The 26231-nt window shown below is 70.1% G+C and carries 28 protein-coding genes and 3 pseudogenes; 12 read left to right on the plus strand and 19 right to left on the minus strand.

From position 1 onward, the window contains the following. The coding region (locus H0X00_RS05825) for a bifunctional polysaccharide deacetylase/glycosyltransferase family 2 protein (protein WP_293767951.1) at positions 1–1950 on the plus strand (1950 nt) is incomplete at its 5' end. Positions 1951–2061: 111 nt separating this feature from the next. Here H0X00_RS05825 and H0X00_RS05830 read toward each other — a convergent pair. The 5 genes and pseudogenes from H0X00_RS05830 to H0X00_RS05845 form a co-directional block, all read right to left on the minus strand. After that, positions 2062–2451 (minus strand): PIN domain-containing protein, encoded by a 390-nt coding sequence (locus H0X00_RS05830; protein ID WP_293767953.1) that lies wholly within the window; start codon positions 2449–2451, stop codon positions 2062–2064. Positions 2452–2457: 6 nt separating this feature from the next. Further along, entirely contained in the window at positions 2458–2697 is a 240-nt protein-coding gene (locus H0X00_RS05835) for a type II toxin-antitoxin system VapB family antitoxin (RefSeq protein WP_293767956.1), read from the minus strand. Positions 2698–2939: 242 nt separating this feature from the next. Then, positions 2940–3182, minus strand: a complete 243-nt coding sequence (locus H0X00_RS05840) for a hypothetical protein (protein WP_293767958.1) — start codon at positions 3180–3182, stop codon at positions 2940–2942. A 241-nt stretch (positions 3183–3423) separates the two neighbouring features. After that, complete coding sequence (locus tag H0X00_RS23695) at positions 3424–3744, minus strand: universal stress protein (protein ID WP_367186450.1); 321 nt, start codon at positions 3742–3744, stop codon at positions 3424–3426. A gap of 38 nt (positions 3745–3782) precedes the next feature. Next, positions 3783–4626: pseudogene (locus tag H0X00_RS05845) on the minus strand (ATP-binding cassette domain-containing protein); the annotation flags it as partial. Positions 4627–4894: 268 nt separating this feature from the next. Here H0X00_RS05845 and H0X00_RS05850 point away from each other — a divergent pair. Then, entirely contained in the window at positions 4895–5176 is a 282-nt protein-coding gene (locus tag H0X00_RS05850; protein ID WP_293767961.1) for a hypothetical protein, read from the plus strand. Positions 5177–5500: 324 nt separating this feature from the next. On the opposite strand, the pseudogene H0X00_RS05855 reads toward H0X00_RS05850, so the two are convergent. Beyond that, positions 5501–5968 (minus strand): annotated as a pseudogene (locus tag H0X00_RS05855) (O-acetyl-ADP-ribose deacetylase); the annotation flags it as partial. 209 nt (positions 5969–6177) lie between these two features. Here H0X00_RS05855 and H0X00_RS05860 point away from each other — a divergent pair. After that, positions 6178–6633 carry a GreA/GreB family elongation factor gene (locus H0X00_RS05860; protein WP_293767966.1) on the plus strand — a complete coding sequence of 152 codons (456 nt, stop codon included), beginning with the start codon at positions 6178–6180 and terminating at the stop codon, positions 6631–6633. Between the two features lie 144 nt (positions 6634–6777). Here H0X00_RS05860 and H0X00_RS05865 read toward each other — a convergent pair whose 3' ends face one another. After that, complete coding sequence (locus tag H0X00_RS05865) at positions 6778–8475, minus strand: class II glutamine amidotransferase (protein WP_293767968.1); 1698 nt, start codon at positions 8473–8475, stop codon at positions 6778–6780. 259 nt (positions 8476–8734) lie between these two features. On the opposite strand from H0X00_RS05865, the pseudogene H0X00_RS05870 reads away from it, so the two are divergent. Beyond that, positions 8735–9019: pseudogene (locus H0X00_RS05870) on the plus strand (alcohol dehydrogenase catalytic domain-containing protein); the annotation flags it as partial. 37 nt (positions 9020–9056) lie between these two features. Here the strand turns inward: H0X00_RS05870 and H0X00_RS05875 are convergent. From H0X00_RS05875 to H0X00_RS05895, 5 genes are all read right to left on the minus strand, one after another. Next, the gene (locus tag H0X00_RS05875) at positions 9057–9533 is read right to left on the minus strand and encodes a DUF421 domain-containing protein (RefSeq protein ID WP_293767973.1); all 477 of its coding nucleotides are present in this window, start codon (positions 9531–9533) and stop codon (positions 9057–9059) included. A 13-nt stretch (positions 9534–9546) separates the two neighbouring features. Then, positions 9547–10077, minus strand: coding sequence for a hypothetical protein (locus tag H0X00_RS05880; protein WP_293767975.1), 531 nt, complete (start codon positions 10075–10077; stop codon positions 9547–9549). An 81-nt stretch (positions 10078–10158) separates the two neighbouring features. Beyond that, on the minus strand, positions 10159–11610 hold the full coding sequence (locus H0X00_RS05885) for a wax ester/triacylglycerol synthase domain-containing protein (RefSeq protein WP_293767977.1): 1452 nt from the start codon (positions 11608–11610) through the stop codon (positions 10159–10161). 319 nt (positions 11611–11929) lie between these two features. Then, positions 11930–12427, minus strand: coding sequence for a DUF1003 domain-containing protein (locus H0X00_RS05890; protein ID WP_293767979.1), 498 nt, complete (start codon positions 12425–12427; stop codon positions 11930–11932). After that, positions 12424–12765 carry a hypothetical protein gene (locus H0X00_RS05895; RefSeq protein WP_293767981.1) on the minus strand — a complete coding sequence of 114 codons (342 nt, stop codon included), beginning with the start codon at positions 12763–12765 and terminating at the stop codon, positions 12424–12426. The genes H0X00_RS05890 and H0X00_RS05895 overlap by 4 nt, the downstream gene beginning before the upstream one ends. A gap of 175 nt (positions 12766–12940) precedes the next feature. Between H0X00_RS05895 and H0X00_RS05900 the strand changes: the two genes are divergently transcribed. Then, on the plus strand, positions 12941–13930 hold the full coding sequence (locus tag H0X00_RS05900; protein WP_293767983.1) for an LLM class flavin-dependent oxidoreductase: 990 nt from the start codon (positions 12941–12943) through the stop codon (positions 13928–13930). Between the two features lie 2 nt (positions 13931–13932). Here H0X00_RS05900 and H0X00_RS05905 read toward each other — a convergent pair whose 3' ends face one another. From H0X00_RS05905 to H0X00_RS05925, 5 genes are all read right to left on the minus strand, one after another. After that, positions 13933–14352 (minus strand): TIGR03668 family PPOX class F420-dependent oxidoreductase, encoded by a 420-nt coding sequence (locus H0X00_RS05905; protein ID WP_293767985.1) that lies wholly within the window; start codon positions 14350–14352, stop codon positions 13933–13935. 36 nt (positions 14353–14388) lie between these two features. Beyond that, complete coding sequence (locus H0X00_RS05910; RefSeq protein ID WP_293767987.1) at positions 14389–15543, minus strand: DUF6596 domain-containing protein; 1155 nt, start codon at positions 15541–15543, stop codon at positions 14389–14391. A gap of 11 nt (positions 15544–15554) precedes the next feature. Further along, entirely contained in the window at positions 15555–15962 is a 408-nt protein-coding gene (locus H0X00_RS05915; RefSeq protein WP_293767989.1) for a YciI family protein, read from the minus strand. Between the two features lie 155 nt (positions 15963–16117). Further along, positions 16118–17545 (minus strand): putative glycoside hydrolase, encoded by a 1428-nt coding sequence (locus tag H0X00_RS05920; protein WP_293767992.1) that lies wholly within the window; start codon positions 17543–17545, stop codon positions 16118–16120. Positions 17546–17692: 147 nt separating this feature from the next. Further along, entirely contained in the window at positions 17693–18175 is a 483-nt protein-coding gene (locus H0X00_RS05925) for a glutathione peroxidase (protein ID WP_293767994.1), read from the minus strand. 149 nt (positions 18176–18324) lie between these two features. Here H0X00_RS05925 and H0X00_RS05930 point away from each other — a divergent pair, with 149 nt between their 5' ends. The 4 genes from H0X00_RS05930 (at position 18325) to H0X00_RS05945 (ending at position 21692) form a co-directional block, all read left to right on the plus strand. Beyond that, positions 18325–18690 carry a hypothetical protein gene (locus H0X00_RS05930; RefSeq protein ID WP_293767996.1) on the plus strand — a complete coding sequence of 122 codons (366 nt, stop codon included), beginning with the start codon at positions 18325–18327 and terminating at the stop codon, positions 18688–18690. 54 nt (positions 18691–18744) lie between these two features. Beyond that, entirely contained in the window at positions 18745–19740 is a 996-nt protein-coding gene (locus H0X00_RS05935; protein ID WP_293767999.1) for an alpha/beta hydrolase, read from the plus strand. 99 nt (positions 19741–19839) lie between these two features. After that, the gene (locus H0X00_RS05940; protein WP_293768001.1) at positions 19840–20568 is read left to right on the plus strand and encodes a DUF899 family protein; all 729 of its coding nucleotides are present in this window, start codon (positions 19840–19842) and stop codon (positions 20566–20568) included. Positions 20569–20663: 95 nt separating this feature from the next. Next, on the plus strand, positions 20664–21692 hold the full coding sequence (locus tag H0X00_RS05945) for an alpha/beta hydrolase (protein ID WP_293768003.1): 1029 nt from the start codon (positions 20664–20666) through the stop codon (positions 21690–21692). Position 21693: 1 nt separating this feature from the next. Here the strand turns inward: H0X00_RS05945 and H0X00_RS05950 are convergent, their stop codons facing one another. Continuing rightward, positions 21694–22098: a hypothetical protein gene (locus tag H0X00_RS05950; RefSeq protein ID WP_293768005.1), complete on the minus strand. Its 405-nt coding sequence runs from the start codon at positions 22096–22098 to the stop codon at positions 21694–21696. 216 nt (positions 22099–22314) lie between these two features. On the opposite strand from H0X00_RS05950, the gene H0X00_RS05955 reads away from it, so the two are divergent. The 3 genes from H0X00_RS05955 to H0X00_RS05965 all read left to right on the plus strand — a co-directional run bounded on the left by H0X00_RS05955 (position 22315) and on the right by H0X00_RS05965 (position 25419). Further along, positions 22315–23910: an ABC transporter substrate-binding protein gene (locus H0X00_RS05955; protein ID WP_293768007.1), complete on the plus strand. Its 1596-nt coding sequence runs from the start codon at positions 22315–22317 to the stop codon at positions 23908–23910. A gap of 63 nt (positions 23911–23973) precedes the next feature. Continuing rightward, positions 23974–24756: a thioesterase family protein gene (locus H0X00_RS05960; RefSeq protein WP_293768009.1), complete on the plus strand. Its 783-nt coding sequence runs from the start codon at positions 23974–23976 to the stop codon at positions 24754–24756. Positions 24757–24789: 33 nt separating this feature from the next. After that, entirely contained in the window at positions 24790–25419 is a 630-nt protein-coding gene (locus H0X00_RS05965; RefSeq protein ID WP_293768011.1) for an exopolysaccharide biosynthesis protein, read from the plus strand. A gap of 59 nt (positions 25420–25478) precedes the next feature. Here the strand turns inward: H0X00_RS05965 and H0X00_RS05970 are convergent, their stop codons facing one another. Then, complete coding sequence (locus tag H0X00_RS05970; protein WP_293768013.1) at positions 25479–26102, minus strand: TetR/AcrR family transcriptional regulator; 624 nt, start codon at positions 26100–26102, stop codon at positions 25479–25481. Positions 26103–26231 lie beyond the last annotated feature (129 nt).

Raw genomic sequence — 26231 nt, forward strand, 5'->3', positions numbered from 1 at the left:
GCCCGCATCCCGGGCGGCGGCGCGGTCGTCTACGGCGGGCCCGACGGTCTCACCTCCCGGGCCTTGCCCGCACGCACGGTCGCGCTGACCTTCGACGACGGGCCGGACCCGCGGTGGACGCCGCGCGTCCTGGACGTCCTGCGGCGCGAGCGCGTTCCGGCGACCTTTTTCGTGGTCGGCTCGCGCGTGGTGGAGCACGGCGGCATCGTCCGCCGCACCCTCGCGGAGGGCCACGAGGTCGGCAGCCACACCTACACCCACGAGAACCTGGCGACGCTTCCGGCCTGGCGCTCGCGGCTGGAGCTGTCCTTGGATCAGCTCGCCCTGGCGGGCGCCGCCGGCATCAACACCTCGCTGTTCCGGCCGCCGTACTCCGCCACACCCGACGCCCTCACCGACCGCGACGTCGCGATGCTCCGCCGCGTGACCGACGCCGGCTATGTCGTCGCGCTCTCGGACCAGGACAGCCGGGACTGGCAGCGGCCCGGCGTCGATCGCATCGTCGCCAGCGCCACCCCGACCGGATCCGCCGGCACGATCGTGCTGATGCACGACGCCGGCGGCGACCGGTCCCAGACGCTCGCGGCCCTGCCCGGCATCATCGAGCGCTACCGGGCGGCCGGCTATGAGTTCACGACCTTGACCGGAGGTCTCGGCCTGACGCCCGGCTCCGCGGACCGCGGCGTCGACACCATGCGCCGCTGGCAGGGCGACGCCATGGTGCTCGCGGTCCGGATCGCCGACGGTCTCGCCTTCGGCATCACCTGGCTGCTCCTACCGCTCGGAATCCTCTCGGTGCTGCGACTGCTGCTGCTGATGGCGTTCGCCCGCAAGCACGTCGGCGTCGTGAAGCGCCGCCAGGGTGAGGACGAGTGGCAGCCGCCCGTGACGTTGCTCGTGCCCGCGTATAACGAGGCCGTCGGCATCGAGGCCACGTTGCGGTCCATTGCGGGCACCTACCCGGACCTGCAGGTGGTGGTGATCGACGACGGTTCCACCGACGGCACTGCCGACCTCGCGGAGGCGCTCGCGCTGCCGGGGGTGGAGGTGGTCCGGCAGGCGAACGCCGGCAAAGCCGCAGCACTGAACACCGGGCTCGTCCACTGCCGTAACGAGATCGTCGTCATGGTCGACGGTGACACCGTGTTCGAGCCGGACACGGTTCGCCTGATCGTGCAACCGCTCCGCGATCCGGCAGTCGGGGCGGTCAGCGGCAACACCAAGGTGGGAAACCGCGGTGGCATTCTCGGGCGCTGGCAGCACCTGGAGTACGTCATCGGCTTCAATCTCGACCGGCGGATGTACGACCTGCTGAACTGCATGCCGACCGTCCCCGGCGCGGCCGGGGCATTCCGGCGAGAGGCGCTGGATGCGGTCGGTGGCGTCAGCACCGACACGTTGGCCGAGGACACCGACCTGACGATGGCGGTCACGCGCGCCGGTTGGCGGGTCGTCTACGAGGAGCGCGCCCGCGCCTGGACCGAAGCGCCGTCCACGCTGAACGCCCTCTGGCGGCAGCGCTACCGATGGTGCTACGGCACCCTCCAGTCCATCTGGAAGCACCGGCGCGCCGTCGTCGAGGGCGGCCCGGGCCGGTCGCTGGGCCTCGTCGGACTGCCGTATCTGATGCTCTTTCAGGTGCTGCTGCCGTTGCTCGCGCCGGTCATCGACGTCTTCGCGATCTACGGCCTGCTCTTCCTCGATCCGGTGAAGGTCGCTGGTTTCTGGTTCGCCTACCTGATCCTGCAGCTGCTGGGCGGGGCCTACGCGCTACGGCTCGACCGGGAGTCGCTGCGACCGCTGTGGACGTTGCCGCTGCAGCAGTTCGTGTACCGGCAGCTGATGTACCTGGTCGTCCTCGCCTCGGTGATCAGCGCGCTCGCCGGGATCCGCCTGCCGTGGCACAAGCTCGAGCGCACCGGCGGCGTGACGGTTCAGCCCCGGAGTTGACCTTCGCGGCCGCCTACGCCTGCAGCGCCGCGGGGGCGGACACAGCACCCCGGACGTGCTCGACCTCGTGCCCGGTGGCTGAGACGGGTTCGCGGCGCGGGGTAGGTCCCTCTACCCTCCGACGGGCCAGTGATCGACCGTCAGATCACTCATCGGAAAATGCTTTGGATTGCCCGTCGCCAGGCGGCCTCCGCCGCCCGAGGTCGCCGCTACGATCAGACAGTCGGCCTGTGCCAGGGTGACCCCTCGCGCGGCGAAGTCGCGTCGCCAGGTCCCCGCCTGGTGGGCCACCTCTGCGGTGATCGGCAACACGTGCAGCCCGCCGAAGAGCGCGTCGGCCGCGGGGAGTTCCGAGGGCCGCAGGCCACGAACGATCTCCTCGACGTTGATCGCGGTGGTAGCTGGGTCCTCACCTGCGGCCAGCAGCGCTTCCACCCGTTTGACCGCTGGACGCCCGCGCAAGTAGTCGATCAGGACAGTGCTGTCGAGCACGACCAGCACAGGTGATCAGCCCACCCGTCGCGAGTCACCGCGCCGCTGCTGCTCGACCCAGGCAGCGGGGTCCTCGTCCCAGTCATGGCCCTCGGCGTCGATCGAACCGGCGGCTCGGCGAAGCATCTGTGCGCGGAGTTGGCGTGCCACCGCCGCGCGCAGGGCGTCGCGAACGAACTCACTGCGCCCCCGGGGACCGGCGAGTCGGTCGACGTCGGCGACGAGATCATCGTCCAACTCTATGTGCATACGCATGTGTAGAAGTTAGCACATAGAAGGTCCCGGACCAGGGTTGCGCCTGCGGGCGGGCCGGAGCCCCGCTGACGCCGATTGACTGACGGAGCGTCAGAACATGTCGGTGTGAAACCGCCCGGCCCGGCGCTGGATGCGCCGCCCCCCGATCGAGATGGGGCGAACCGGCCGGTCGCGGCTCGGCGTAGAAGTAAATCTTGCCGAGGTCGATGACCAGCTGGTAGAGCGGGATCCAGCCGAGCAGGTCACGGCAGGCCGGGTACCTCGTTGAGTGCGGACGGGGCTCCGGTGAGCGCAGCCGGCAGCTCGTGGACCGGGACCGGGACCCGAACGGGAACCTCCTGGCGTCTCGCGTGATGGCGCCGGCACAGTCGGACCAGGTAGCTGACCGAGGACGCCGCCCCGGCGCACGCCAGGTAGGCCAGGCACGCAACGAACGCGACCACAAGCGCGGCCATGACCAAAGCGAGGGAGAGGAGCCCGCTCACGGTCGGTCCCGGAACAGGCTCAGCGACAGAATGTGCGCGCACTGATCGGCCATCAGGAGACTCCAGAGATCGAGGAGCCGCCGAAGGCCGGGGCGACGTGCGGATTTCCCCTCAATCTACACCCGCTACATCTACCCGCCTAGGTCTGGGACGCTGGACACCGAGCTCAGCGATCTGGCCCGCAGTCAGATCTCGGCCCGGGCGAAGCACGCGAAGGCGCGCTCGAAGCTGGGCGGAGTCATCAGCCAAGCCCGCCCGCACCGCGGCCGTACGTCGCGGTGCGGCGCGAGCCCAGGACGGGGACCACGAACACGGGAGACGCCGCCCGGTGGAGTACGGCCTGGCTCACCGAGCCGAGGACCAGCCCGGAGATTGCGCCGCGGCCGCGACTACCCACCACGATGGCCCGAGCTCCGGTGGCTTCCGACATCAGCGTCCGCGCCGCGGGAGGGCGGTGGACCCGCTCGGTCACCGCGACCGTCGGGAACTTCTGCCGGAACGGATCCAGCACCTCGCGGAGGAGCGTGGCCTCCTCATGGGCGCGTCGCGCGGAGCGCCGCATCGCCACCGTGCTCGCCGGCTCGCTCGAGGCGAGATACGGCCGTGGCCGTCGGCGAGTTCGCCGATGCCGACGGCGTCAAAGCCACTGACCTCCAGGCTCTCCTCGGGTCCGGGACGCACCTGGCCGCCGGCGGCGACCACGAGAGCGCTCAGATCGGCGAGCCGGTTGGCCCAAACCAGCACCCAGTGCTCCGAGCCGGCCTCGACGAACTCGTTCATTCCTTCGTCGCGCAACAGCCGGCCCTTGCCGACCACGATCAGGTGGTCCGCGGTCAGCGCCATCTCGGTCATCAGGTGGCTGGAAACCAGCACCGTGCGGCCTTCCTCGCCAAGCCGCGCATCAATCCGCGGACCCAGACGATGCCGTCCGGGTCGAGACCGTTGACCGGCTCGTCGAAACATGAGCACGGGCGGGTCCCCGAGCAGCGCGGCGGCGATGCCGAGGCGCTGGGTCATCCCCAGGGAGAAGTCACCGACCCGCCGGCCGGCGGCCGCGTCCAGCCCGACCTGCCCGAGCACCTCGGCCACCCGGGCGGCCGGGATCGCGTTGCTCTGGGCCAGCGCGAGCAGGTGGTGGTAGGCCGTCCGCTTGGGATGCACCGATCCCGTGTCGATGAGGGCGCCCACCTCGCGCAGTGGCGCGGGCAGGTCGCGATAGATCTGGCCGCCGACGGTCGCGGATCCGGACGTCGGTGCGTCCAGCCCCAGGATCAGCCCCATGGTCGTCGTCTTGCCGGCGCCGTTCGGGCCGAGGAAGCCGGTGACCAGGCCGGGATGGACGTCGAAGGAGAGCGTCGACGGCGACGGTCCGCCCGTAGCGCTTGGACAGGGCCCGGACCTCGATCCGTCCGCCGGAACGTGGTGTCGGGCGTTGGTCAGTCATGGTGCTCAGGCTCGCCGGTGTGGGGCCAAAGCGGACAGGGGCTTAGGGCCCGGCCACCGACCTTCGCTACGGTCGGTCCTGGAGCGGGGCATCAGTCTGACTATTTGTCAGGTGAGCCAGCAGGAGGTAGGCGACCCGCCGTTGGATCCAAGCGCGGGCCACCATGGTGCCGGTGGGGCGCGGCACCGGCCGCGGGAGCGGGCGAGTCAGGGCGAGTAGGGTCCTTGTTCCCTAGGGGAATGTCCCCGGGACGCGTTTGCTGGTCGGTGTGGACACTGGTGAGTTCGACGGCGACATCGCACGGGCCGGTCGGATCGCGCGGGTGCGGGCCGCGAAGAACCGCTCCTTCGCGCAGATCGCGGAACGCAAGGCGGGTGTGGTCGCCAGGTCGTCCGTGATGTACCGCCGCGAAGCGCTCCGGTTCCGACTCGCCGCCGGTGCCAACGACGTCGAGGCACGCTCGTACGAGCGTTCTTTGGCCGACCTCCGGGCCTGGACCGTTTCCGCGAGCGAGGCACCGATCGCGGAAACGGCTTACGGGAGGCCGTGACCGTCGAGCACGGCCTCGGTAAGGACAGGGACCCCCTCTACCTCGTTCAACGCATCCCGGCGTGGTCGACGAAAAGGGCGCAGGCCTTGAATCCGCCCCCGGTACTCGCCCATCGCTGTCAGGGCCGGACCCTGGTCGCTATTGCGGATCGGCGGTCGGCCGACCGATGAAGACCCCGCCGAACTTGGCCTCGGTCACGCTCGCCGGGTCCTTGGCGCGCTCGAAGGCGAAAGCGTGCAGCTTGGCCCGCGTCGGCGGTAGGTCGATGGGTTGCGACACGCTCGGCCGGGGCACCTCGCGGAACACCGACCGCGCGGTGATCAGGGTCTCCCGGCCGAACGCGACCAGGCGGGCCTCCTGCGCCGTCGAGGGTGTCGCCCGGAGGGTCTCGATCGCGACCCGCACCGCGTCCTCGTGGGGCCAGCCGTAGACGCCCGCGCTGATCAGCGGGAACGCGACGGTCTCGGCGCCCAGCTCGTCGGCGATCGCCAGACACCGCCGGTAGCAGGACACGAGCAGAGCACGGTCCCGCTGGCCCGCGCGGTAGTTGGGCCCGACGGTGTGGATCACCCACTGGGCCGGCATCGCACCGGCCGTCGTCCACCCCGCGTCGCCGGTCGCGAGGCCGCGAGGGAAGCGCTCGATGCAGTCCTCAAGCACGGCCGGACCGCCGGCCCGGTGGATTGCGCCGTCGACGCCACCCCCACCGCGCATCCCGTTGTTGGCGGCGTTGACGACGGCATCGACATGTTGGGTAGTGATGTCGCCGAGCATGACGGTGACGTCCGGCATGGGTGCTCCCAGCTTGGGGTCGAGCGGTCGTGATCAGTCTGCCCTTGAGGGAACGGCGGCGATGACTGAGAGTCTGGTCGTTGTTGAGCCTGTCGGCACTCGACGAGGTGCCTTTGGTCCCTGGTCAGCGGACGCGGACCGGAGTGTGCTGGTACCGCCGGCGCCGCCGGGAAGCGTGCGTGACCACGAGGAGCGTCGACATGGCCGTCATGAGCGTCGAGACCACCCGCGACGGCGTGAGCCGGGAGCTGAGAACCCGGGTGCTGGGCCGCCTCGAGCAGGAGTGCCTGCGACTACGTGCCGGTGCCCGTCCCGCCTTGCTGCGCGCGATTGCCGCAAAGGGGGAGGGAATCGACCTCGTGAAGGTGCAGCGGGAGCTCGCGATCGTCGACTACAAGATCGCGGCCATCAACGATCAGCTGGCGACGACGCACGACCCGCATCCCGGCAGCGCTCTCTGCGCGAACTGCTGCGTGTTGCTGGACCAGGGCGAGGGCGGACGGTGGTTCGTGTTGGCTGCCCTCCCGGTCGAAGGCGAAGAAGTGATCGCCTCCGATTCCGCGTTGGGTCGCGCCATACTCGGGGCCCGTGAGGGCGAGAGCGTCCACTACCCGACACCTTGCGGGCCGCGGACGGCGCGCGTGATCGCCCTCGAGCCCAGCTGATCGGGCCGCTATCACCCTCGGGCAGTGCGCTGATCAAGCAGCGTGGCGTGTCCGCACCCGCCGCGTGAGCGTCGCCGAGCGCACGGTCGCGTTCTGACCGGCACGTCCCGCGGAGCGGCCTGGGGCGGGGGGTGCAAGCACGGCTCATCGCCGAGGGGTCGGGCCGCGTCCCTCCTGCCCGGTGTCAGGGAGCACCACGTCGGCCCACACCTTCATGTGGACCAGGTCGACCAGGCCGTAGGTGGTCACCATGGCGACGTCGACGGCGTCCCGGCCCCGGCCGATGACGATGCGCCCGGATCGGTGCGCGTTGTTGCGCGGGTCGAACGTCCACCACCGCCCGCCGAGCCAGACCTCCATCCAGGCAGCGAAGTCCATCTCGGCGGGATCGATCGGCAGGTCCAGGTCAGGGATGTAGCCGAAGACGTACCGGGCGGGGATGTTGAGGGCGCGGCAGAAGCTGATCGCGAGGTGGGCGAAGTCGCGACAGACCCCCTTACCGGCGGCGAAGGCGTCGGCCGCGGTATAGGTGGGGGAGCTGTCGCCGTAGCCGAAGGTGAGGTGGGAGTTGACCGCGTCGACGACGGCCTGCACCCGATGCCAGCCCGGGTCCAGGCCGCCGAAGCGGTTGATCGCTTCCTCGGCGAGGACGTCGGAGACGCAGAAGCGGCTCGGCAGCAGGTAGAGCAGCACCTCGGAGGGGAGGTCCTGGACGGCGTCCTCGGGGGCGTCGAAATCGGCCTCGTCCAGGGCGCGCGGAACTTCCACGATCGCGTCGTAGTGCAGCGAAAACGGCCCCGGTGCCACGTCCAACCGCGAGCACCGGTTGCCGAAGGTGTCCTGATAGGTCGTGTGCTCGGCCGCGGGCAGGAACGACAGGCTGTGGGCGAGGAGGCGCTGGCGCGGCTCGTCCTGCGGCTCCACCTGGAATACCGCAGCGACGGGAACGGGAACGTTGAACACGAAGTCGCAGCCGACGCGGATGTGCGCCGTGCCCGGCGTGGGCGCGGTCGGGTGGGGGGCGGCGGCCAGCTCGCGGCGCGACTGTTCGCGGGCCAGCGCCGCCGGCGGGAAGGTCCCCACCTCGACGGCCCGAACCTCGGCATCGCTGCGGCGGAGCACGAGGGCGGTCCCGTTGGGGATCGGTTCCCATTGGTGCTGCCCCAAGGGTTCGGACGCGACGATGGCCGCGTCGCCCAGCCGCGCCCAGCACAGGTCGAAGTACCCGGGTTGGTCCTCCGGCAGCAGGGACGGGGCCGGCGTTGTCCCAGGCGGAGGCACGTAGTGGCAGCACAACGCGGTCAGCTCGTCAGGCCCCAGTAGCAGGGAGTTCAGGCTGCTCGGCGTCAGATCCCGGCCCACGTCCGCCACCGTCAGCCGCAAGCCGTCGTCCAGACCGTGCGCGCCAGTACGGGTGAGCAGGAGATGCATCAAGCGCTCGCTGTCGGTGTCACCGTTCAGCGCGGCCCGCTGATCCTGCGTCAGAAATGCGAGCAGGTCCTCCGCCGGACGCACGGCTCCGTTGTGGCCGAAGGCCCAGCGGTCGTCGGCCAGGAACGGGTGGGTGTTCGCGGCCCCGACCGTGATTCCGGGTGTGGCCCAGCGCAGGTGCAGCAGGACCGCGTCGGAACGGACCGCACGCACCGCCCCGGTGAACTCCGGCGAGGAGTGCGCGGGCTGTTGGGAGGTCTGCGAGCGCAGCCGTTCGCCCTCCCACCAGGCGATGCCCCAGCCGTCCGCGTGCAGGCGGGACAGCTCCGTGAGCTCGGCCAGGCCGGACTCGCCGAGCGCCTCGGCCACCGTGATGGGGGTCGTACTGACCCAGCCAACGAGTCGACACACGTACGCGTCCTCCTGCCTGAACGGCAGGGAGCGCCGGGCGTGGCGCCCGGCTCTACCGCCTTGAACGGCTCCGCTCAAGCCAATCTAGTCGCCTTCGGCGACCCGAATCGGTCGACGGCTGCCCGCAACCTCCCGGAAACACGGTGAGTGGATCGCTCCGAGTCCTGCCCGAGGTGTGACCTTTGCCGCGCGGGCAACAGGGAAGCGCACGGGCGCCGGCGTCGTTGTCGCGAGCAGTTTCACGACGAGGAGCAGTCTCTTGCAGGTCCACGCATACTCAGCACCGGCCGAAGGTAAGCCGCTGGTTCCCCTCACGATCGAGCGGCGTGAGGTCGGTCCCCGCGATGTCCTGATCCAGATCACGCACGCCGGCATCTGTCACTCCGACATCCACACCGTCCAGGGCGACTGGGGGCCGCAGTCCTACCCGCTCGCCCCCGGCCACGAGATCGTCGGCGTCGTCGCCGAGGTCGGCACCGAGGTCGCGCGGCACCGCGTCGGGGACCGGGTCGGCGTGGGGTGCATGGTCAACTCCTGTGGGGACCTGGGCTGACCTCGAAGAGGTCGACGGAATGCTGGAACTAGCCGCCGGCGGACTCCGGCGCCCCGCTCTGCGCGCCCGATCCGGTGAAGAACGAGATCTTGCCGTCGGTCTCCAGCACGGCGAGCCGGATGTCGGCGAACCGCTCGATGCCCTGCTGGCGCGCGTCGGCCATCAGATCGTCCAGCGACAGCCGCTCCGCGCGCAGGGCATCGATGTCCGGTTCGCCGTTGGACACCACGATCGAGGGGACACCGGCGATCAATGGCCGGGCGCGGGGCCAGCGCCAGCTCGCGTAGGACAGCGCCACCGTGAGCAGAGCGAATACGCCGACGGCCAGGAAGGCCGAGGCCAGCGACGTGTCCTGCTGGGTGACGCCCTGCTGGACCAGGTCACCCATGGTGACGTAGAGCAAAAGCTCGAAGGTGCTGAGCTCGCCCAGGGCGCCGCGGCCGACGGCGCGGGTGATCAGCCAGAGGAACGCGAACACGATGATCGCGCGGAACACGAGCTCCATCAGTTCACCGCCTTCACGGGATCAGCCACGTGCGGTATTCCACGCGCACCCGTTCGCGGTCGCCGTCCATCAGGACGACCGAACCGCGCCGCCCGAGCTGGCTGGCGGGCTGGACGTACGCATCGAGGTCGACGGAGAAGACGTCCCCGTCCGGCGGGTCGAACTCCAACTCCAGCATCTCTCCGTCGCCGGTGGACTTGCTCGGGTCCGGATAGAAGGCCTGGTGCTCGAAGATGTCGAAGTAGCGCGCGGACACGGCCAACGTGATGGGCTCCGAACCGAACCCGCCGGCATGGCGCACCGTCACGCGCCATTTGATGTCGAGTCCGGCGCGGGCGATGCGCGGGTAGTCGACGCGCACCTCGTAGCCCTCGGCCCGGGCCGTCGCCGAGCTCGTGTGGACGCCGAGCAGGGTGGTGGCGCCGAGCAGGACGACCAGGGCGAGCAAGGCGAGGCCGACACGCCGGCTGACCCGCGCCGCCCGTCGAGGACCCCCGGGGCGCACGTCCGCGAGAGTCGAGTCGGGAATTTCCGTCTCGGGCATGACCGCAGTGTTCCGCAGTGGGGTCCTCCACCCGGCTCACGACGCGCAGGCGAGCAGCTGTTCTGCGGGCGCGCGCCCCGGTCAGCCCACGCGCACGGTGCGGGGTCCGTCGGGTCCGGCAAGGGCGAGGACCTCGTCGAGGCCGTCGCAGAGGGCGGTGAGGAAGGTCTCCGGGGCTGTCACGGCCGCGGCGTCGAAACTGACGGCGATGCAACCAACCTGACGGTGCGTCACCAGCGTGATCATCGCGGGGCAGCCGGGTAACGGCGGGAAGCCGTAGAAGCGCTCGACGCTGACCCCGGCCAGATACTGCTGCCCCGTGGCGCCGGGGACGTTGCTGGCCTGCAGATCCGAGCCGGCGGTCAGGCGCGGGCCCACCTGCCCGATCAGCGTGCCCGGCAGCCGCGCGGCCAGAGGCGCGAGCACGTCGACGTGGTTGAGTGCCGGCTCCGCTCTCGCCACCACCGACCGCTCGCGGACGATCCGCATCCGCTCGGCCGGGTCCACGACCCCGACCGGGCCGGCCAGCCGGGCCGGAGCAAAAGCGTTCCCGCCGACGGTGTGGGAGGGCCGGGGCACCGCGACGGGGATCGTCAGCGGCATCACCTCGATCGGCGAACCCATCGCCTCGTGATAGCGCCGGTACCCCCCGAGGAGCCCGGCGAGATAGGCGTCGTTCAGCGAACATCCGGCGGAACGACCGGCGGCTCGTAGCGTCGGAAAGTCGAGGTCGAGGGCAGCGAAACGCCAGTTCGAGCTGCGGCGGGCCAGCAGCGCTGAGGGCGGAGCCTTGGCCGGTGCCAGGACGCGTCGCAGCGACCGCCCGTAGCGCACGGCGGCGCCCGCTCCACCGACCGGATCCCGCAGTCCCCGCCAGGCGACGCGCCCGGTCGCGCCGAGCACGCCCGGCACCGCCGCGACGGAGGCCTCGATGTCGGCGCGGAGCACGTCCAGCGGGCTCAGGGAACGCCCGGCAGGGGCGAGGTCGACCGCGTCCCGCTGCGGAGCGGCGTCGCTGTCGGTGAGCAGCTCGAGCAGCGCGACGATGGCCTTCCCGTCGCTCATCGAGTGGTGGATCTTCAGCGCGTAGGCGGACCGACCGTCGGGGAGTCCCTCGTACAACAGACCCAGCCAGGGCGGGCGGGCCCGCTCGAATCCGCTCATCGCCGTCTGCTCGAGGGCTTTGAACAGCGCGCCCTCGTCGGCGGGCTCCGGCAGCCGGACCCGCCGTAGATGGAAGGCGAGGTCGAAATGGGGATCGGGTGACCACCGCGGCGGCGCGAGCGCCCCCGGTGGCTTGACCACCCGGTGGGTGAGCCGCGGCGCCCGCTCGACCATCCGGTCGTGTGCGGCGACGAACTCGTCCCACTTCGGGGTGCCGTCGAGCATCAGCACCACGACGACGGTGGAGCGGATCGTCGAGTCCTCCTCGACCCGCCACATCAGGGTCTCGAACGCGGTCAGCGCCTCGCCGGGCCCCCCGCCCCAGGTGCGCGGAGCAGCGGGGGCCTCCCGACTTCCGGACGCGGTCACGGTCGGAACGTACCCGCCCGGCGCGACCCGACTCGCCGGGGCTCGTCAGCATCAGCTCAGCGGGACCGTAGAACGTCGTATTGCAAATGGAGCACAAGGCTCTACAGTTGTGGACGCGCTCCCTGAATCGGGCCTCGATCTTCGGGCTCGCTCGGGCGGTGCCACAGGCTCTGCCGTCGCGGATCCAGACTGCCCTCCGGGCCCGCGACAGCAGAACGCGAGGGGTCGGTTTCTGGGGCTGGCCCCTCGCACTGTGCCCGCCGAGGCCCGGCACAGGGTCGTAGGTCCCCCAGATGCGCGGGGGCCGTGCTGATCGAAGTCAGTGCCCAGGGCGCAAGGCACTGCGCACCGGCCCGGTGCAGGTCATCCACGGACCGTCGGTCCGTCGCCCCCGAAGCAGCCGGGTTGGCAGCACCTGACGCTGGGTCAGTTCGCGCCGCATCAGTTCCGAGGTCAACGCGTGGATCTCCCGGGTGATCTCGGTGTTGAGCTTGAGTTCCAGCTCTTGCTCGCGGAAGTCGTGGTCCGCCTTGGCCTGTTGGAAGCCGGCCTGCCGGTTCTGGCCGATCATCACGAAGGTCGACAGGAAGATCGCCTCCAGCGACACAACCAGGGTCAGCGTCGCCCAAGGCCGGTGCTCCGCGACCAGCATCCAGACCGCGAACGCCACGATGTGCAGGTAGACGAACGGCATCGAACCGGCCAAGGCGGTGATGGCGTCCGCCAACCGCAACTGGGCGCTCGCTGCCCGCTGACGCTCGTGGGCGAGCACCGCCGGGTGGGTCCCGCTCCTATGCTTGAGGTCCAGGGGGGTCATGACGTCGAGTAGATGCTCGCCACCGACCCAGCCCGGGCGACGTACTGCGCCACGTTGTCCGAAACGCCGAGCACCACGTCGTGACTCTGGTGGTGCAGCCGGATGCCACGGCCGCCGTCCCAACTGACCTCCCACCCGTGGGTGTCCAGCAGGTAGGTCAATGAGGCGACCAGAGCGCGTGCCGCTTCGCGGGAGTCGCGCGGCTGCATGTTCGTCTCCGCGACGATGCGGTTGCTGAGTTGTACGGGGTTCAGCGTCGCGAACACCTCCAAGCGCTCGTCGATCGCGAGCGCGACCGGCGAGAGCATCAGGTCTGCGGGGTCGTGTGGGTTCTTCATAACCAGCTCCTTGTCGATCCGGTGCTTTGATCGTCGCGGGCGAGGGTGCGCCCGGCCCAGGGTCAAAGGCCCTTGTTGATCCGACCTGGACCCGCTCCCTGTCGACGGCGGCGCGGGGGCCACGCCATGATGCATTCAGCTCGATCGCCCGTCACAACCCAGGAGGCCGCACGCAATGAAGCTTGCTCTCTACCTTCCGAACTTCCGTACGAAGGTGACCGTCAAGGAGCTCGAGGACCTCACGGCCCTGGCCGAGGACCTCGACTTCGACTCCGTGTGGACGCTCGACCGGATCGTCGTGCCTGAGGCCTCCGACCGCATGGAGCTGCAGCACTCGTTCGGCATGATGACCGAGTTCCCCAAGGGCATGCCGGTGGCCGCGCGCGGCGAGTGGTTCCAGGGCTTCCCCCTGCTGCCGTGGCTGGCGGCGAAGACCACCAAGCTCCGGATCGGCATGAGCATCATCGACACGCCGTACCGCTCCCCGGGCGTGCTCGCCACCGAGCTCGCCACGATCGACCACCTCGCGGGCGGCCGGCTCAACGTGGGCGTCGGCTCCGGCTGGATGCCAGAGGAGTTCGCCGCCGCGAGCGCCACGGAGCTGTTCCCCAGGCGCCACGCGCACGTGCGCGAAACGATCGAGATCATGCAGGGCATCTGGAACAACGACCTGTTCGAGTACCACGGCGAGTTCGCCGACTTCGACCTGTGCGGGTTCGGCCACAAGCCCCTCCAGAAGCCCGGCCCGCCGATCTACTTCAGCGGTCTGAAGGACCCGAAGCGCTCGGCGAAGCGCATCGCGAAGTACGGCCTGCAGGGCTGGATCGGGATCCAGGACACTCCTGAAGAGATCAAGCGGTGGAAGACCGAGATCTCCCAGGAGCTCGGCGAGATGGGTCAGGCGCTCCCGGACAACTTCGACATGTGCAGCATGATCTGGTTCGTCATCACCGACGTCGACATGGATCAGAGCCCGGCCGGCAAGGGCACCAACCTGCTCGTTGGGTCCGTCGGCCAGATCACCGACCGGCTCAAGGCCTACAAGGAAGCCGGCATGACCATGCCGCTGCTCTGGCCGCCCTTCAACGACGTGCCGACCGAGAAGACGATGGCCGACCTCAGGGTCCTGGCCGAGGAGATCATGCCGAAGGTCAACGCCTCGTAGCCTCAGCTGGCGGACCACCCGGTCCAGGCGGTCACGTCGATCCAGACGACGGGGCCGCCTGGCCGGCGTTCGACGTAGGCCGGGTACCGAGCGGCGAGGGCGTCGAGCGCCGCGGCGCCGACCTCGGAGTCCGTGTTTGCGACGGTGGCGGTGCCGTCGGCGCGCGCCCACCACAGCCGGGTCCAGTCCTCGTCGTAGACGTCGACCAGCAGGCTCACCGACGGCTGGGCCGCGATGTTGTCGAGCCGCTTCAGTCGGTTCGTGGTCTTCGGCTTGTGGTCGACGGCGAACACGATCTGCTCGCCGAGGACGGCGAAGGTGACCGGCACCAGGTGCGGCACGCCGGCGGCCGACACCGTGGCCAGCCGCGCCACCCGCGCCGCGACGAAGCGGTCCCGGGCTTCGGCCGCGGACAGGCGCATCAGAGGTGGACCGCCGCTGGAAGCACGCCCTGAACGTTACCGGCGGGCGTTGAGCCGGGCGGCCTGACGGGTCAGGTGGTCGCGCTCGGCGAGATTCGGTGCCTGGCGGGCCGCCTCGATGTAGAGCCGGGCCGCCTTCGCCAGGTCGCCGTCGCGCTCGTGCAGGTAGGCCGCGACCGCGGTGTGGCGGGGCAGAGAATGGTCCAACGCCGCGAGGGCAGCCAGGCCGGCGCGAGGTCCGTCGGCCTCGCCGACGGCGACGGCGCGGTTGAGCCGGACGACCGGGCTGTCGGTGAGGCGGGCGAGTTCGTCGTACCACTCGAGGATCTGCACCCAGTCGGTCTCCGCCGCGGTGAGCGCGTCGGCGTGCAGGGCGGCGATCGCGGCCTGAGCCTGGAACTCGCCCAACCGGTCGCGGGCGAGGGCCGCCTGCAGGATCTCGACGCCTTCGGCGATCGAGGTGGTGTCCCAGCGGCCGCGGTCCTGTTCGGGGAGTGGCACCAGGGCGCCGTCCGGCGCGGTCCGGGCGTCGCGACGGGCGTGGTGCAGCAGCATCAGGGCGAGCAGCCCGGCCACCTCGCCGTAGAAGATGTGGCGAGTGTCGATCGCGGCGGCGACCTGGCGGGTCAGCCGGATCGCTTCGACCGCGAGGTCGACGTCACCGGAGTAGCCCTCGTTGAAGACCAGGTAGAGCACGCGCAGCACGGTGGCGACGTCGCCGGGTTGGTCGAACCGCACGTCGGCCACGGTGCGCTTGGCCCGGCTGATGCGCTGGGCCATGGTCGCCTCGGGCACCAGGTAGGCCGCGGCAATCTGACGAGTCGTCAGTCCGCCGACGGCGCGCAGGGTGAGCGCGACCGCGGACGACGGTGTCAGCGAGGGATGGGCGCACAGGAAATAGAGCGCGAGGGTGTCATCCGTCCCGGGCGTCGGCCCGGGCGCCGGCTCCTCGTCAAGCAGGTCCTCGCGCCGCCGGCGGGAGACCTCCGACCGGGTCGCGTCGAGGAACCGGCGCCAGGCCACCGTGACGAGCCAGCCCTTCGGATCTCGGGGTGGGTCGGTGGGCCAGACCCGGACCGCCTCGATCAGGGCGTCCTGCACCGCGTCCTCGGCCGCCGCGAAGTCAGCTCCGCGGCGGACGAGGATCGCGAGCACACTGGGGCTGAGGCTCCTGAGCAGGCCCTCGTCCATCACCGGACGGGTCAGTCCGTGATGGTGGGGGGCGCGCCCATGAACGGTCGCAACTCGAGCCACTCGTGGATCGGCTCCCCGTTCGCCCCGGGGGCGGACGAGAGTTCCGCGGCCAGCTCCAGGGCGCGCTCGTAGCTGTCGACGTCGATCATCATCCAGCCGGCGATCAGGTCCTTGGTCTCGGCGAACGGGCCGTCGGTGACCGGTGGGCGGCCTTCGCCGTCGAACCGGACCCACGTCCCCTCCGGGGCCAGCGCCTGGGCGTCGACGAACTCGCCGGTCTCCTGCAGTCGATCCGCGAAATCCTGCATGAACGTGATGTGCGCCGAGATCTCCTCCGGTGCCCACTTGTCCATCGGGATGTTGTTCACCGGAGCCGGGGCGCCGCGGTAGTGCTTGAGCAACAGGTACTTGGCCATCGGAGTGCTCCTCGCTGGTGTTGCGACCCATCTTGGTCGCCTTCACACCGGGGACGGAGCCGACCCCGCCGTCTCGACATCAGCGGGAGAACTTCTTCCCACAGACGCGAAAGCCCCGCCCGTTTCGAATGGGCGGGGCTTTCTGCGGTTGCGGGTTACGGCTCCGTCGTGGCGGTGGCCGACGGCTCCGGCGTCGAGGTCGACGCCGAGGTGGGCGCTGAGCTCGGGGCGTCCAGCGGGTTCACGAAGGTGCCCTTCCTGCCGTCCGCGAGCCAGGCCTGGTACGCCTCGATGACCATCTTGGCCTTCTCGACGTCCGTGGTGCCGTCGGAGTTGTTGCCGGGCTTGTTGATCGAGTAGATCTTCTCGCCCGGAGCGTTGTCCGCGGGGTCGCCGGCCAGCAGGCCCGGCGCGCCGATCCCGACCTTCGAGGAGTCGTTCCACAGGAACCAGCTGTTGATCCCGACGTCCTTGGCCGCCTTGATCTGCGCAGCCACGTCGGAGGCCGTGTACGGAGTCGGCCAGCTGAAGTTCTGGATCCACGGCACGATCTCGCAGTTGGTGCCGATCACGAGCCGGTTGAAGTCCATCAGCGAGCGCTTGACGATGTCGTACGGCTGGTCGATCGGGGACGCCACCGAGTACTCGCCCTTGTTCCAGTGCGAGGGGTAGATCATCGGCGAGATGTAGTCCAGGACCTTGGCCATCCCCGGGACGTCCTGCGACACCGAGGACGGGGCGAAGGCGGAGATGCCGAACACCGCGGCACCGGCCGAGGCCCCCGCCGCGCGGATGCGCGGAGCGGCGAGCTCCACGAAGTCGGTCAGCGCCTCGGTCGTGCTGCGGTCGCCGATGCCCGGGTACACCTGCCCGGTGTTCTCCGGCCGGCGGATGTAGTCGTACATGATCGAGTCGAAGCCGAGCTTGGCCGACTCCTCGGCCAGCGCGATGTTGTACTCGATCACGTCGGCGTTGGCGAAGTTGGTGAAGGCCGCCGTGCCGTAGTTGCCGGCGGCGTACGGCCCCCCGGATTCGTTCTGGACCAGCCAGTCCATGTGGCCGTTGTTCATGGCGTACTTGCCCAGGCGCGGGTCACGGAAGGCCACGATGCGGCCGGTCACGGTCGCCCCGAGGTCGTGAATTTCCTTGAGGACCGTGGCCGCGTCGAAGCGGATCGGGTTGTACACGGTCCCGGCCTCCTTGGCCAGGGGCAGCTGCGAGTCGTAGCCAATGATGCCGTCCTCGTCCTTGATGTCGAGCTGGACGTTGTCGAGCTTCTTGGCCTTGATCAGCGCGATGATCGGCTCGCGGATCTCGTCCTCGCCCCAGCCCCACGAGGTGATGTGCGCCGAGCGCACCATCACCGCACCGACGCCGTTGCCGGCCTCGGGGCCGGCGGACGGCTCAGCCGTCGCGGACGGCTCAGCGCTCGCGTCCGGCTCCGTCGTCGCCGAGGCCGCCGGCGCGGGCGCCGCCTCCGGCTCCGAGTCGTCGCTGCCACAGGCGGCCATGGTCAGCAGCAGCGCGAGCGCGCCACTGGTGGCCACCGCGCGGCGAAGGTTCTTCTGGCGTGCACTGCTCATGTTCGTAGCCCCCGGCTAGGTCAGTCCTGGAACCAGGGTGGGGTATCGAAGGGTTAAGCCGCACGCTCTTGGGTGATCTTTGGCCCGTTCGGGCGTGCTCGTCCGGTCCGTTCAGTCCCGCTCGTCCGGGTTCGTGGGGTATTCCCGTCAGGAGGCAAGCGCCTTCTCGATGTCTGCGCTGATCTTCTCCGGCTTGGTGGTCGGGGCGTAGCGCTCGATCACCTGGCCGTCCTTCCCGACGAGGAACTTGGTGAAGTTCCACTTGATCTTGCCGCCGAGCAGGCCGCCCTTCTCCGACTTCAGCCACTTGTACAGCGGGTGGGCCTCGGAGCCGTTGACGTCGACCTTCTCCATCATCTGGAACGTCACGCCGTAGTTGCGCTCGCAGAAAGCGCCGATCTCCTCCGCGTCACCGGGCTCCTGGTGCCCGAACTGGTTGCACGGGAAGCCGACCACCGCCAGACCCTGCTCGGCGTAGCTCTCGTGCAGCTCCTGCAGGCCCTTGTACTGGGGGGTGAACCCGCACTTGGAGGCGGTGTTCACGACGAGCACGACCTGGCCCTTGTAATCGGCCAGGGCCTGCTCCTCGCCGTTGAGCGTGCGGGCGGTGAAGTCGGTCAGCGCGGTCATCGGGTCTCCTCCAGGGGTGGTGCGGCGCAGGTTCTTCGCCGCCGTCGGCGACGCGGATGGCTGTACCGAGTTCTACCGCACGAAACCGGGGTAGCGCTGGGGCAGAGCTCTGCTGAGGCTCTGATGAAGCTCGGCTGATGGAGGCCTTCGTGTCCACTCGGGTCCTGGTGGCGTACGCGACCAAGTCGGGCTGCGACAGCAGTTGCGCGATCGACATCGCGACGGAGATCGCGTCGGTGCCGGAGCTGGAGGTCGACATCCAGCCGCTCTCCGGCGTGGGGTCGATCGGGCCCTACTCGGCGGTGTACGTGGGGTGGTGGTACCCCTCGACGGCCGGAGACCGCGAACTCCGACGCTTCCTGACCGCCAACGCGAGCCTGCTGCCGTCCCGGTCGATCTGGCTCGTGCACGGCCACCCGGGCTGCGGTCACGACGCCCGGCGCGGGGACCTGAAATTGACGCGCCTGGTCGTTACCCCCTCGGAGACGACGCCGGCGGCGGCGGGAGCAGCCTGAGAAAACCCATAGACTTCTCGGAATGAGCGCTCAGCGGCGGGGTAGTCGTCCCCGATGAGGTCCCTGCCCCTCGCTGCCTCGACCGCCGCCTTGTGCTGCGCGGTCCTCGCAGGGATGTCGCCGTACGCCGTCGCCGACGACGAACCTGGCCGCCTCGGGTCCGAACTGGTCCCGACGGGGGAGACGCCGCCCCCGCCGCCCTCCGGCTTCGCGGGCAGCGACGCCGTCAAGCCGCCGATCGCCTCAGAATCCCCGACGTTCGGCCAGGTTGCCGAGCGGGCCGGTATCCAGCTGCGCAGCTACCGGTACTCCTCGCTGCACGGCAACGCCACCACCCTGGACGTGTACACGCCCCGCAAGCTGACCGGGAAGGTCGGCCGCGCGGTCGGCACCGTGGTGCTGGTGCACGGCGGGGCGTGGCAGACCGGCGACCGCATCGACCTGGAATCCAAGGCGGTCCGACTGGCCAAGTCCGGCATCGTCGCGATCTCCGTCAACTACCGGCTCGCGACCGCGGCCGCCTGGCCCGCGCAGCGCGACGACGTCGATGCCGCGGTCGCGTACGTGCAACAGAACGCGCGCTACTTCAACGTCGACACCGAGCGCATCGTGCTCCTGGGTTCCTCGGCCGGTGGGCAGATCGCGGCGGCGGTGGCGACCACCGGGGCGGGCAGTGAGCGCTTCCGTGGGCTGGTCACGCTCTCCGGCCTGATCAACCCCCGTTTCATGGCCGAGACGGATCCGGGGTACTCCAACGCCGTGATCCCGGACAAGCTGTTGCGCTGCCTGCCCGTCGACTGCCCGACCGCCTACAGCTCGGCCACCGCGGTCGACAATGTCGACGCCTCGGATATGGACGCGCTGCTGTTCCACTCCGAGTACGAAGAGCCCTGGGGCCCGGAGCAGGCGCTCGAGTTCACTTATGCCGCGCAGTCGGCGGGCGTGCAGGCTGACCTGGTGACCTTGAAGGGCTCGCTGCACGGCGTCGACACGTGGTTCGAGATCTGGCCGGTCCTGAAGCCCTGGTTGAAGCACCAGTTCGCGTCCTGACCCGACGTCACTTCGCCGCGGCCGATGAGTTCCGCCCGCGTCATCGGTCCTACCTGTAAGAGCAGCATGTGCTGCGCCGAACCAGGGAAGGACGAACGCATGGGATCGACCGTCACCTACCCCCTGCCCCAGATCGCCGACCGCGCGGCCTGGCAGTCCGAGATCGACCGGCTGCTGGTGCGCGAGAAGGCGCACACCCGCGAGGGTGATGCGATCGCGGCCGACCGGCGCCGGCTGCCGATGGTCGAGGTGGACCCGCAGCTGCCGGTGGTCGGGGCGAACGGCCCGGTGCCGTTGCTCGACGTCTTCGAGGGCCGCCGTCAGCTGATCACGTACACGCACATGTGGCACGACGGGAAGCCGGCCGCCGAGCAGTGCGAGGGCTGTTCGTTCTTCACCGGGCATGCCCCGGAGCCGTCTTTCCTGCACGACCGCGACGTCACCTACGCGACGTTCTGCCAGGGCCCGTACGCCGAGAGCGCCCGGTACCGCGAGTTCATGGGCTGGACGATGCCCTGGTACTCGGTCCGGGACTCCCTGGACGAGCTCGTTGCCGGGCGCGGCTTCGGCGGCTACCTCTGCTACCTGCGCGACGGTGACCGGGTGTTCGAGACGTACTGGACCACCGGTCGCGGCTGCGAGGCCGGCGCTGCCAGCTACCACCTGCTCGATTTCACCCCCTACGGCCGCCAGGAGACCTGGGAGGACTCGCCTGCGGGCTGGCCGCAGCGCTACGACCCCAGCGTGGGCGCCCAGTTCCGCAGCAACGGCCGCCCGACCGCGCAATGGGCGCGGTTGGCGGCCGGACGGTCCGACGACTTGGGGTAAAACGCCAGGTCAGGGGCATGGTGCCGCGGTCGCGGGCATTCACCCGGCGGGGGATTCACGACATGCTTTCAGCGACGTCGGGCAGGATGTCGCTCGTGTGGACCACCAGGCCGGGACGAGTGCGGGTCGGCGTTGCGGCGCTGACACTCGCCCTGGCTGGCGCGGCCCTGGGTGAGACGGCGGCGCTCGGCGCGGACGACCCGCCCTACAGCGGGTCGGAGCAGGTCCAGACCGGCGAGACCCCGGGCCCGGCGAAGTCCGGCTTCGCCGGCACGGTGCGGAACGCGCCGACGCTCGCGGCGCAGTCGCGGACCTTCGGCCAGGTGGCCGCGCGGACCGGGACCGGGCTGGCCACCTACGTCTACGGCCAGGAGTACGGCAACGCCTCGACGATGGACGTCTACACCCCGCGGCAGTTCCGGGGCCGGAAGGGCAAGAACGTCCGCACCGTGATCATGGTCCACGGCGGCGCGTGGCAGATGGGCGACCGCATCGATCTGGAGCCCAAGGCCGTGCAGTTGGCCAAGCGGGGCTTCGTCGTCATCTCGGTGAACTACCGGCTGGCCACCGAGGCGCCGTGGCCGGCGCAGCGCGACGATCTGAACGCCGCGGTCGACTACGTGCGGGCGCATGCCAAGGCGTTCAACGTCGACACCAAGCGCCTGGTGCTGCTCGGCTCCTCGGCGGGCGGGCAGATCGCGGCCAACGTCGCCACCTACGGCTCGGGCAAGAAGCGGTTCAAGGGCCTGGTCACGCTCTCCGGCCTGCTGAGCCCGATCCTGATGGTGGGCAAGGATCCGACCTATTCCAACGCCGTGATCCCGGACCTGCTGCTGCGTTGCCTGCCGGTCGACTGCCCCGACCTTTACCGGTCCGCGACCGCGGTCACCCAGCTCGACCCGCGGGACCCGCCCTCGCTGCTGTTCCACTCACTGTTCGAGGTGCCGTGGGACCCGGCGCAGGCGCGTGAGTTCGCCCGCGCCTCGCGCGCGCAGGGGGTGGCGTCCAAGCTGGTGGTGCTGCCGGGCCAGCTGCACGGCATCGACGCCTGGTCCTCGATCTGGCCCACGCTGCGCGACTGGTTGCTCGCGACGCTGGGTACGAAGGACCGCAAGGTCCGCTGAGCTACAGCTTGAGCTGAGCGCAGGTCTTGCAGAGGCCGACCGCCACGAGTTCGGCGCCGTCGGTGGTCGGCAGGCGTTCGCCGTTCTCGAGGCGCTTGCGGGCGGTCGGATCCACGATCCGCCCCCAGCCCTCCGGCAGCTCCGGGTCTGCGACCTTCGGCACGTTCCCGTGTCCGCACGGTGCGCCGACGTAGTGCGCGAGTGACTCGCGCGTCTCCCCGTCCCGGCTGTAGCTGGCCACCGGCGCCGCGACCCAGAGCATCTCGGGCTCGACTGCGATGACGGGCGGCGGAACCACCTTCTTGCGCGTGCTGGGCGCCACGTAGCCCTGACGAACCGCCCGTCCGCGACATACGGGGTCCGGGCACTTGCGCTTGTTGTGCGAGATGCATACGTAGTCGTCCACCCCGACATCCTGTCACTCCGGGCGGAGGTCGGCTGACTGCCGGGCACAGACAGGCGAAGCGGCCGCCGTTGATCGCCACGCGCGGTTGTGTGACCGCGGTACATCGAGGCCCCGACAATTGGTGATCCGGATCCATGGTGACCCGCGTCACTCCTGCATAGCGTGGCGGGGTGGCGCGATCTGGCCCACCTCGTCCTCTGTCGGGAAGTCCTCGGGATGCACACAGCCAGGCGTTGCTCCGGTCCGATCGTCGCGGTCACCACCGCACTCGCGTTGTTGCTGAGCGGGTGTGGCGGGTCCGCCATCGAGGAGTCGGCGGCAGCAGGTCCGAATGCCACCGAGGAGCAGGCGCCGCAGGCGGGCGTGCCGGACGCCGCTGCCCAGGTGGACACCGGGGCGGTTCCGGGCGTCGTCGACCCCGGTACCGCGGCCGGCGGCACAGTGGCGACGCAGGGGGCCGACACCCCAGCGGTGCCAGGGGCGCCCGCGGCGCCGGGCAAGGACAAGACAGCGGGTACCAAGGGCTCGGCGGCTGCACCGGCGGCTGCACCGGCGGCTGCACCGGCGGCTGCACCGGCGGCGGCAACCGGCCTGACCGGACTGATCCAGCGCCAGGTGGAGACCCAGGCGATCTTCGGTGGTTCAGCGCCGTGCAAGCCCGCGGCCGGGACGGAGATCCGGATCGGCAACGTCTCCACGCTGTCGGGAGTGCTGGGCGAGCTGTTCGCCCCGGTGGTGCCCGCCCTGGAGACCTTCGTCGCCTCCCAGAATGCCTGCGGCGGGCTGAACGGTCACCGCATCAAGTTCTTCATCGAGGACGATCAGGGCGACCCGTCGGTCGCCGCGAGCAAGATCCAGGAAATGGTCCTGAAGACCAAGGTGCTCGCCTTCGTCGGCAACATCCAGCCGCTCTCGATCGACGGCGCCACCGCCTTGCTGAAGAAGCTGGAGGTTCCGGTCGTCGGGGCCGACATGGTGGCCACCTCGGACGCGACGCACCCCTACATCTTCCCGCAGGGCGGCAATGTCCAGTCCACCGTCTACGGATTCGTCAACGGCGCCGCGAACTACTTCAAGGTGAAGAACGTCGGCAACCTCTACTGCCTGGAGGTTCCTCGCCCGTGTGAGGGGGCGGCCCGTGCGCTCCGCGAACTCGCCCCGAAGTTCGGCCTCACCGTCTCCAAGCAGATCCAGGTCTCCATCACGGCGCCCTCGTACGTCCAGGAGTGCCTGCAGCTGAAGAACGCCGGCGCGGAGGTCGTCGGGATGAATCTCGACGGTGCCTCCCAGATCCGCATCGCGCGCAGCTGCACCCAGGTGCAGTACTTCCCGAAGGTGCTGTCCTACCCGCTGTCGGTGGGCAACGAGAAGCAGTTCCTGCAGGGCCTCAAATGGATGGGCGATGCTTACATCCCGCTGAACCACTTCCCGTGGATGGCCACCGACAACGCGGCCGAGAGGTACTGGCAGGCGTCCCGCACGAAGTACAGCCCGGGCAGCGAGAACGGCAGCGCGGCGAGTCTCGGCTGGGCGGCCGGTGCGTTGCTGGTGGCGGCCTCCGCGGGTCTGTCGGGCACCAACCCCACCTCGGCGCAGTTCCTGGACGCGCTCTACTCGTTCCGAGGGCAGAAGTTCACCGAGCTGGGCGGGCTGGCCAGCCCCCGGACCTTCGAGCGGAACGGCATCCACAAGTTGCCCTACTGCATCTGGAAGCTCATCTCGAACGACGCCAACACGGGCTGGAAGTCCTGGTCGCCGAAGGCCGAATGCACCGATGTACTGGCGCCGAGCGACCCGCAGGCGGCCGGGTAGTAGGGCTACGGCCGGACGCTGACTGCCGAGCCGCCTCCCGCGTGCCTCCGTAGGGTGCAGGCCGTGGCGACTGCGTTCTACGAACCCCTCGGCGACGACCGGTACCGCTCCACCGAGCACACCGTCGGACCCTGGGGACCGGACTCCCAGCACGCAGGCCCGCCCTCGGCCTTGCTGGCCCGCGCGCTGGAGCAGATGCCGGCGTCGTGGCCGGGCACCTTGACCCGGATCAGCATCGACATCCTCGGCGCGGTGCCGGTCGCTGAGCTGACGGTGCGCACCCGCACCCTGCGGCCGGGACGGAACGTGGAGCTCGTCGAGGCCGAGGCGGAAGCCGGCGGGCGCACGGTGCTGCGGGCGCAGGGCTGGCGGATGCGGGCCGGTGAGGTCGAGCTGCCGGCGGTACCGGCGGGCGGACCGGTCGATCCCGTCCCCGAGTTCTCCACCGAGGACAAGCCGTTCTTCGACTGGGGCGGCGGCTACCTCAAGGCCATGCAGTGGCGCTTCGTGCCGGGCACCCAGCGCGGGGTCGGCAAGGCCGCGGTGTGGGGCCGGATGCGCTTCCCGCTCGTCGGCGACGAGGAGCCCACCGGGCTGCAGCGCGTGCTCACGCTGGCCGACGCCGGCAGCGGGGTCTCCTACCGGCTCTCGCCGCAGGACTGGCTGTTCATCAACACCGAGCTGACCGTGCACCTGGCGGCGCCGCCGACCGGGGAGTGGATCTGTATGGCCGGCACCACGCGACTGGACCCGTCGGGATTCGGGCTGGCGTCCACCCGGTTGTTCGACCGGAACCGCCTGGTGGGGCTCGGTGCGCAGTCGCTCTATGTCGCCGCGCGGTCCTAGCGTCGCCAGGCGACCTTCGGGTAGAGGGCGGCCATGAGTACTGGCCAGGACCCGAGCACGGCGCCGGTCGACGCGCCGCTGGGCGAACGCCTGCAGGGCTGGCTGGAGACGGACGAACCGAAGACGATCCGCGGGCTGCTCGACCACTTCGGGCCGCAGGCGTTCGCGATGTCCTTCGTCCTGCTCGCCGCGCCGTCCGCGCTGCCCATCCCCACCGGCGGCCTCACCGACGTCCTGAATGTGATCGCGATGCTGATCGCGGTCCAACTCGTGATCGGCCGGGAGCGGCCCTGGCTACCCGAACGATTCGCCGGCCGCGAGCTGAAGTCGTTGCGGTCGGACAAGACCCGCAGCCGGTTGCTCGGAGCGATCAACCGGGTTCAGAAGGTGGCGCGGCCCCGGTTCGCGCGGACGCTGGAGAGCCCGCCCGGCCGCATCACGTTCGGCCTGATCGTGATCGTGCTCTTGCTCGCGGCCGTGGTCGCGCCGCCGTTCAGCGGGCTGGACACCTTGCCTGCGCTCGGGGTGGTCGTGGTCAGCCTCGGCATGCTTTTCGGTGACGCCCTGATCGTGGGCGTCGGCGCCGCGATCGGCGCCGGCGGCATCGGCCTGATGATCGCCCTGGCCGGTGCCATCACCGCGACGTTCGGCAAGGTCTTCTGACCACTCGCCCGATCAGTGGTCCTGAACCAGCTCACCCATCAGGTCGGTCAAGGGCGTTCTCATGACCTCACCTCTCCTGGTGGGACGACGGCGCCGAGGACGAAGTCCACGAGCTGATCGGCGTAGCGCCGCGCCGCCGGTGAGCCGGCGTCGATCACCTCGGGGGAGACCATCGCGTGGATCATCGCGCCGCCACACAACGTGTCCAGCAGCAAGGTGACCGGCGTCTTCTTCGGTAGCTGGCCGCGCGCCACGCCGCGTCTGACGATGGCCCGGGCCGCGTTCACCTGGCTCGTCCGCATGGCGTCGAAGTGCGCCTCGATGCCCTTCACCCCGCGGAGCTCGGTGCCGAGGCGTAGAGCGGCGGGTCCGTGCGGTCCGGCGTAGAGGCGCAGGAACTGCAGCACGAGCTCGACCAAATCGGAGCGCGCCTCTCCGGTGTCGGTGGCCGTGAGAATTCCGATCCGCGCGTCGAGCGCGTCGAGCGCGTCGAGGAGGAGCTCCTCCTTGTCGGCCCAGCGCAGGTAGAGCGAGCCCTTGCCGACGCCCGCGCGCCGGGCGACGGCGTCCAGGGTGAAGCCGGCCCAGCCCGAGGCGCCGAAGACTTCGATGGCGGCCGCCTTGACCCGGTTCTCCAGCTGCGGGTCACGCGGTCGGCCCGGTTGGGCGTGCTCGGAGCTCACGACCGGCAATTCTATCTCCATTCCTGACGGATGTCGTCCGTATTAGGATGCGCCCATGCGCCAACGCAGCCCCGTCGTCCTCGCCGGAGTCGCCCACCTGCGGTCGAACCGCGAGCGCGACCCGAAGGC

The sequence above is a fragment of the Sporichthya sp. genome (genome assembly GCF_013815995.1).
Taxonomy (GTDB): Bacteria; Actinomycetota; Actinomycetes; order Sporichthyales; family Sporichthyaceae; genus Sporichthya.

Coding starts and splice junctions, on each gene's coding strand:
- H0X00_RS05835 (WP_293767956.1), bottom strand. CDS start 2,697: ATGCGTATGCACATAGAGTTGGACGATGATCTCGTCGCCGACGTCGAC.
- H0X00_RS23695 (WP_367186450.1), bottom strand. CDS start 3,744: ATGCGGCGCTCCGCGCGACGCGCCCATGAGGAGGCCACGCTCCTCCGC.
- H0X00_RS05860 (WP_293767966.1), top strand. CDS start 6,178: ATGAGCGTCGAGACCACCCGCGACGGCGTGAGCCGGGAGCTGAGAACC.
- H0X00_RS05875 (WP_293767973.1), bottom strand. CDS start 9,533: ATGGAGCTCGTGTTCCGCGCGATCATCGTGTTCGCGTTCCTCTGGCTG.
- H0X00_RS05880 (WP_293767975.1), bottom strand. CDS start 10,077: ATGCCCGAGACGGAAATTCCCGACTCGACTCTCGCGGACGTGCGCCCC.
- H0X00_RS05890 (WP_293767979.1), bottom strand. CDS start 12,427: ATGACCCCCCTGGACCTCAAGCATAGGAGCGGGACCCACCCGGCGGTG.
- H0X00_RS05895 (WP_293767981.1), bottom strand. CDS start 12,765: ATGAAGAACCCACACGACCCCGCAGACCTGATGCTCTCGCCGGTCGCG.
- H0X00_RS05900 (WP_293767983.1), top strand. CDS start 12,941: ATGAAGCTTGCTCTCTACCTTCCGAACTTCCGTACGAAGGTGACCGTC.
- H0X00_RS05905 (WP_293767985.1), bottom strand. CDS start 14,352: ATGCGCCTGTCCGCGGCCGAAGCCCGGGACCGCTTCGTCGCGGCGCGG.
- H0X00_RS05910 (WP_293767987.1), bottom strand. CDS start 15,543: ATGGACGAGGGCCTGCTCAGGAGCCTCAGCCCCAGTGTGCTCGCGATC.
- H0X00_RS05915 (WP_293767989.1), bottom strand. CDS start 15,962: ATGGCCAAGTACCTGTTGCTCAAGCACTACCGCGGCGCCCCGGCTCCG.
- H0X00_RS05920 (WP_293767992.1), bottom strand. CDS start 17,545: ATGAGCAGTGCACGCCAGAAGAACCTTCGCCGCGCGGTGGCCACCAGT.
- H0X00_RS05925 (WP_293767994.1), bottom strand. CDS start 18,175: ATGACCGCGCTGACCGACTTCACCGCCCGCACGCTCAACGGCGAGGAG.
- H0X00_RS05935 (WP_293767999.1), top strand. CDS start 18,745: ATGAGGTCCCTGCCCCTCGCTGCCTCGACCGCCGCCTTGTGCTGCGCG.
- H0X00_RS05940 (WP_293768001.1), top strand. CDS start 19,840: ATGGGATCGACCGTCACCTACCCCCTGCCCCAGATCGCCGACCGCGCG.
- H0X00_RS05955 (WP_293768007.1), top strand. CDS start 22,315: ATGCACACAGCCAGGCGTTGCTCCGGTCCGATCGTCGCGGTCACCACC.
- H0X00_RS05965 (WP_293768011.1), top strand. CDS start 24,790: ATGAGTACTGGCCAGGACCCGAGCACGGCGCCGGTCGACGCGCCGCTG.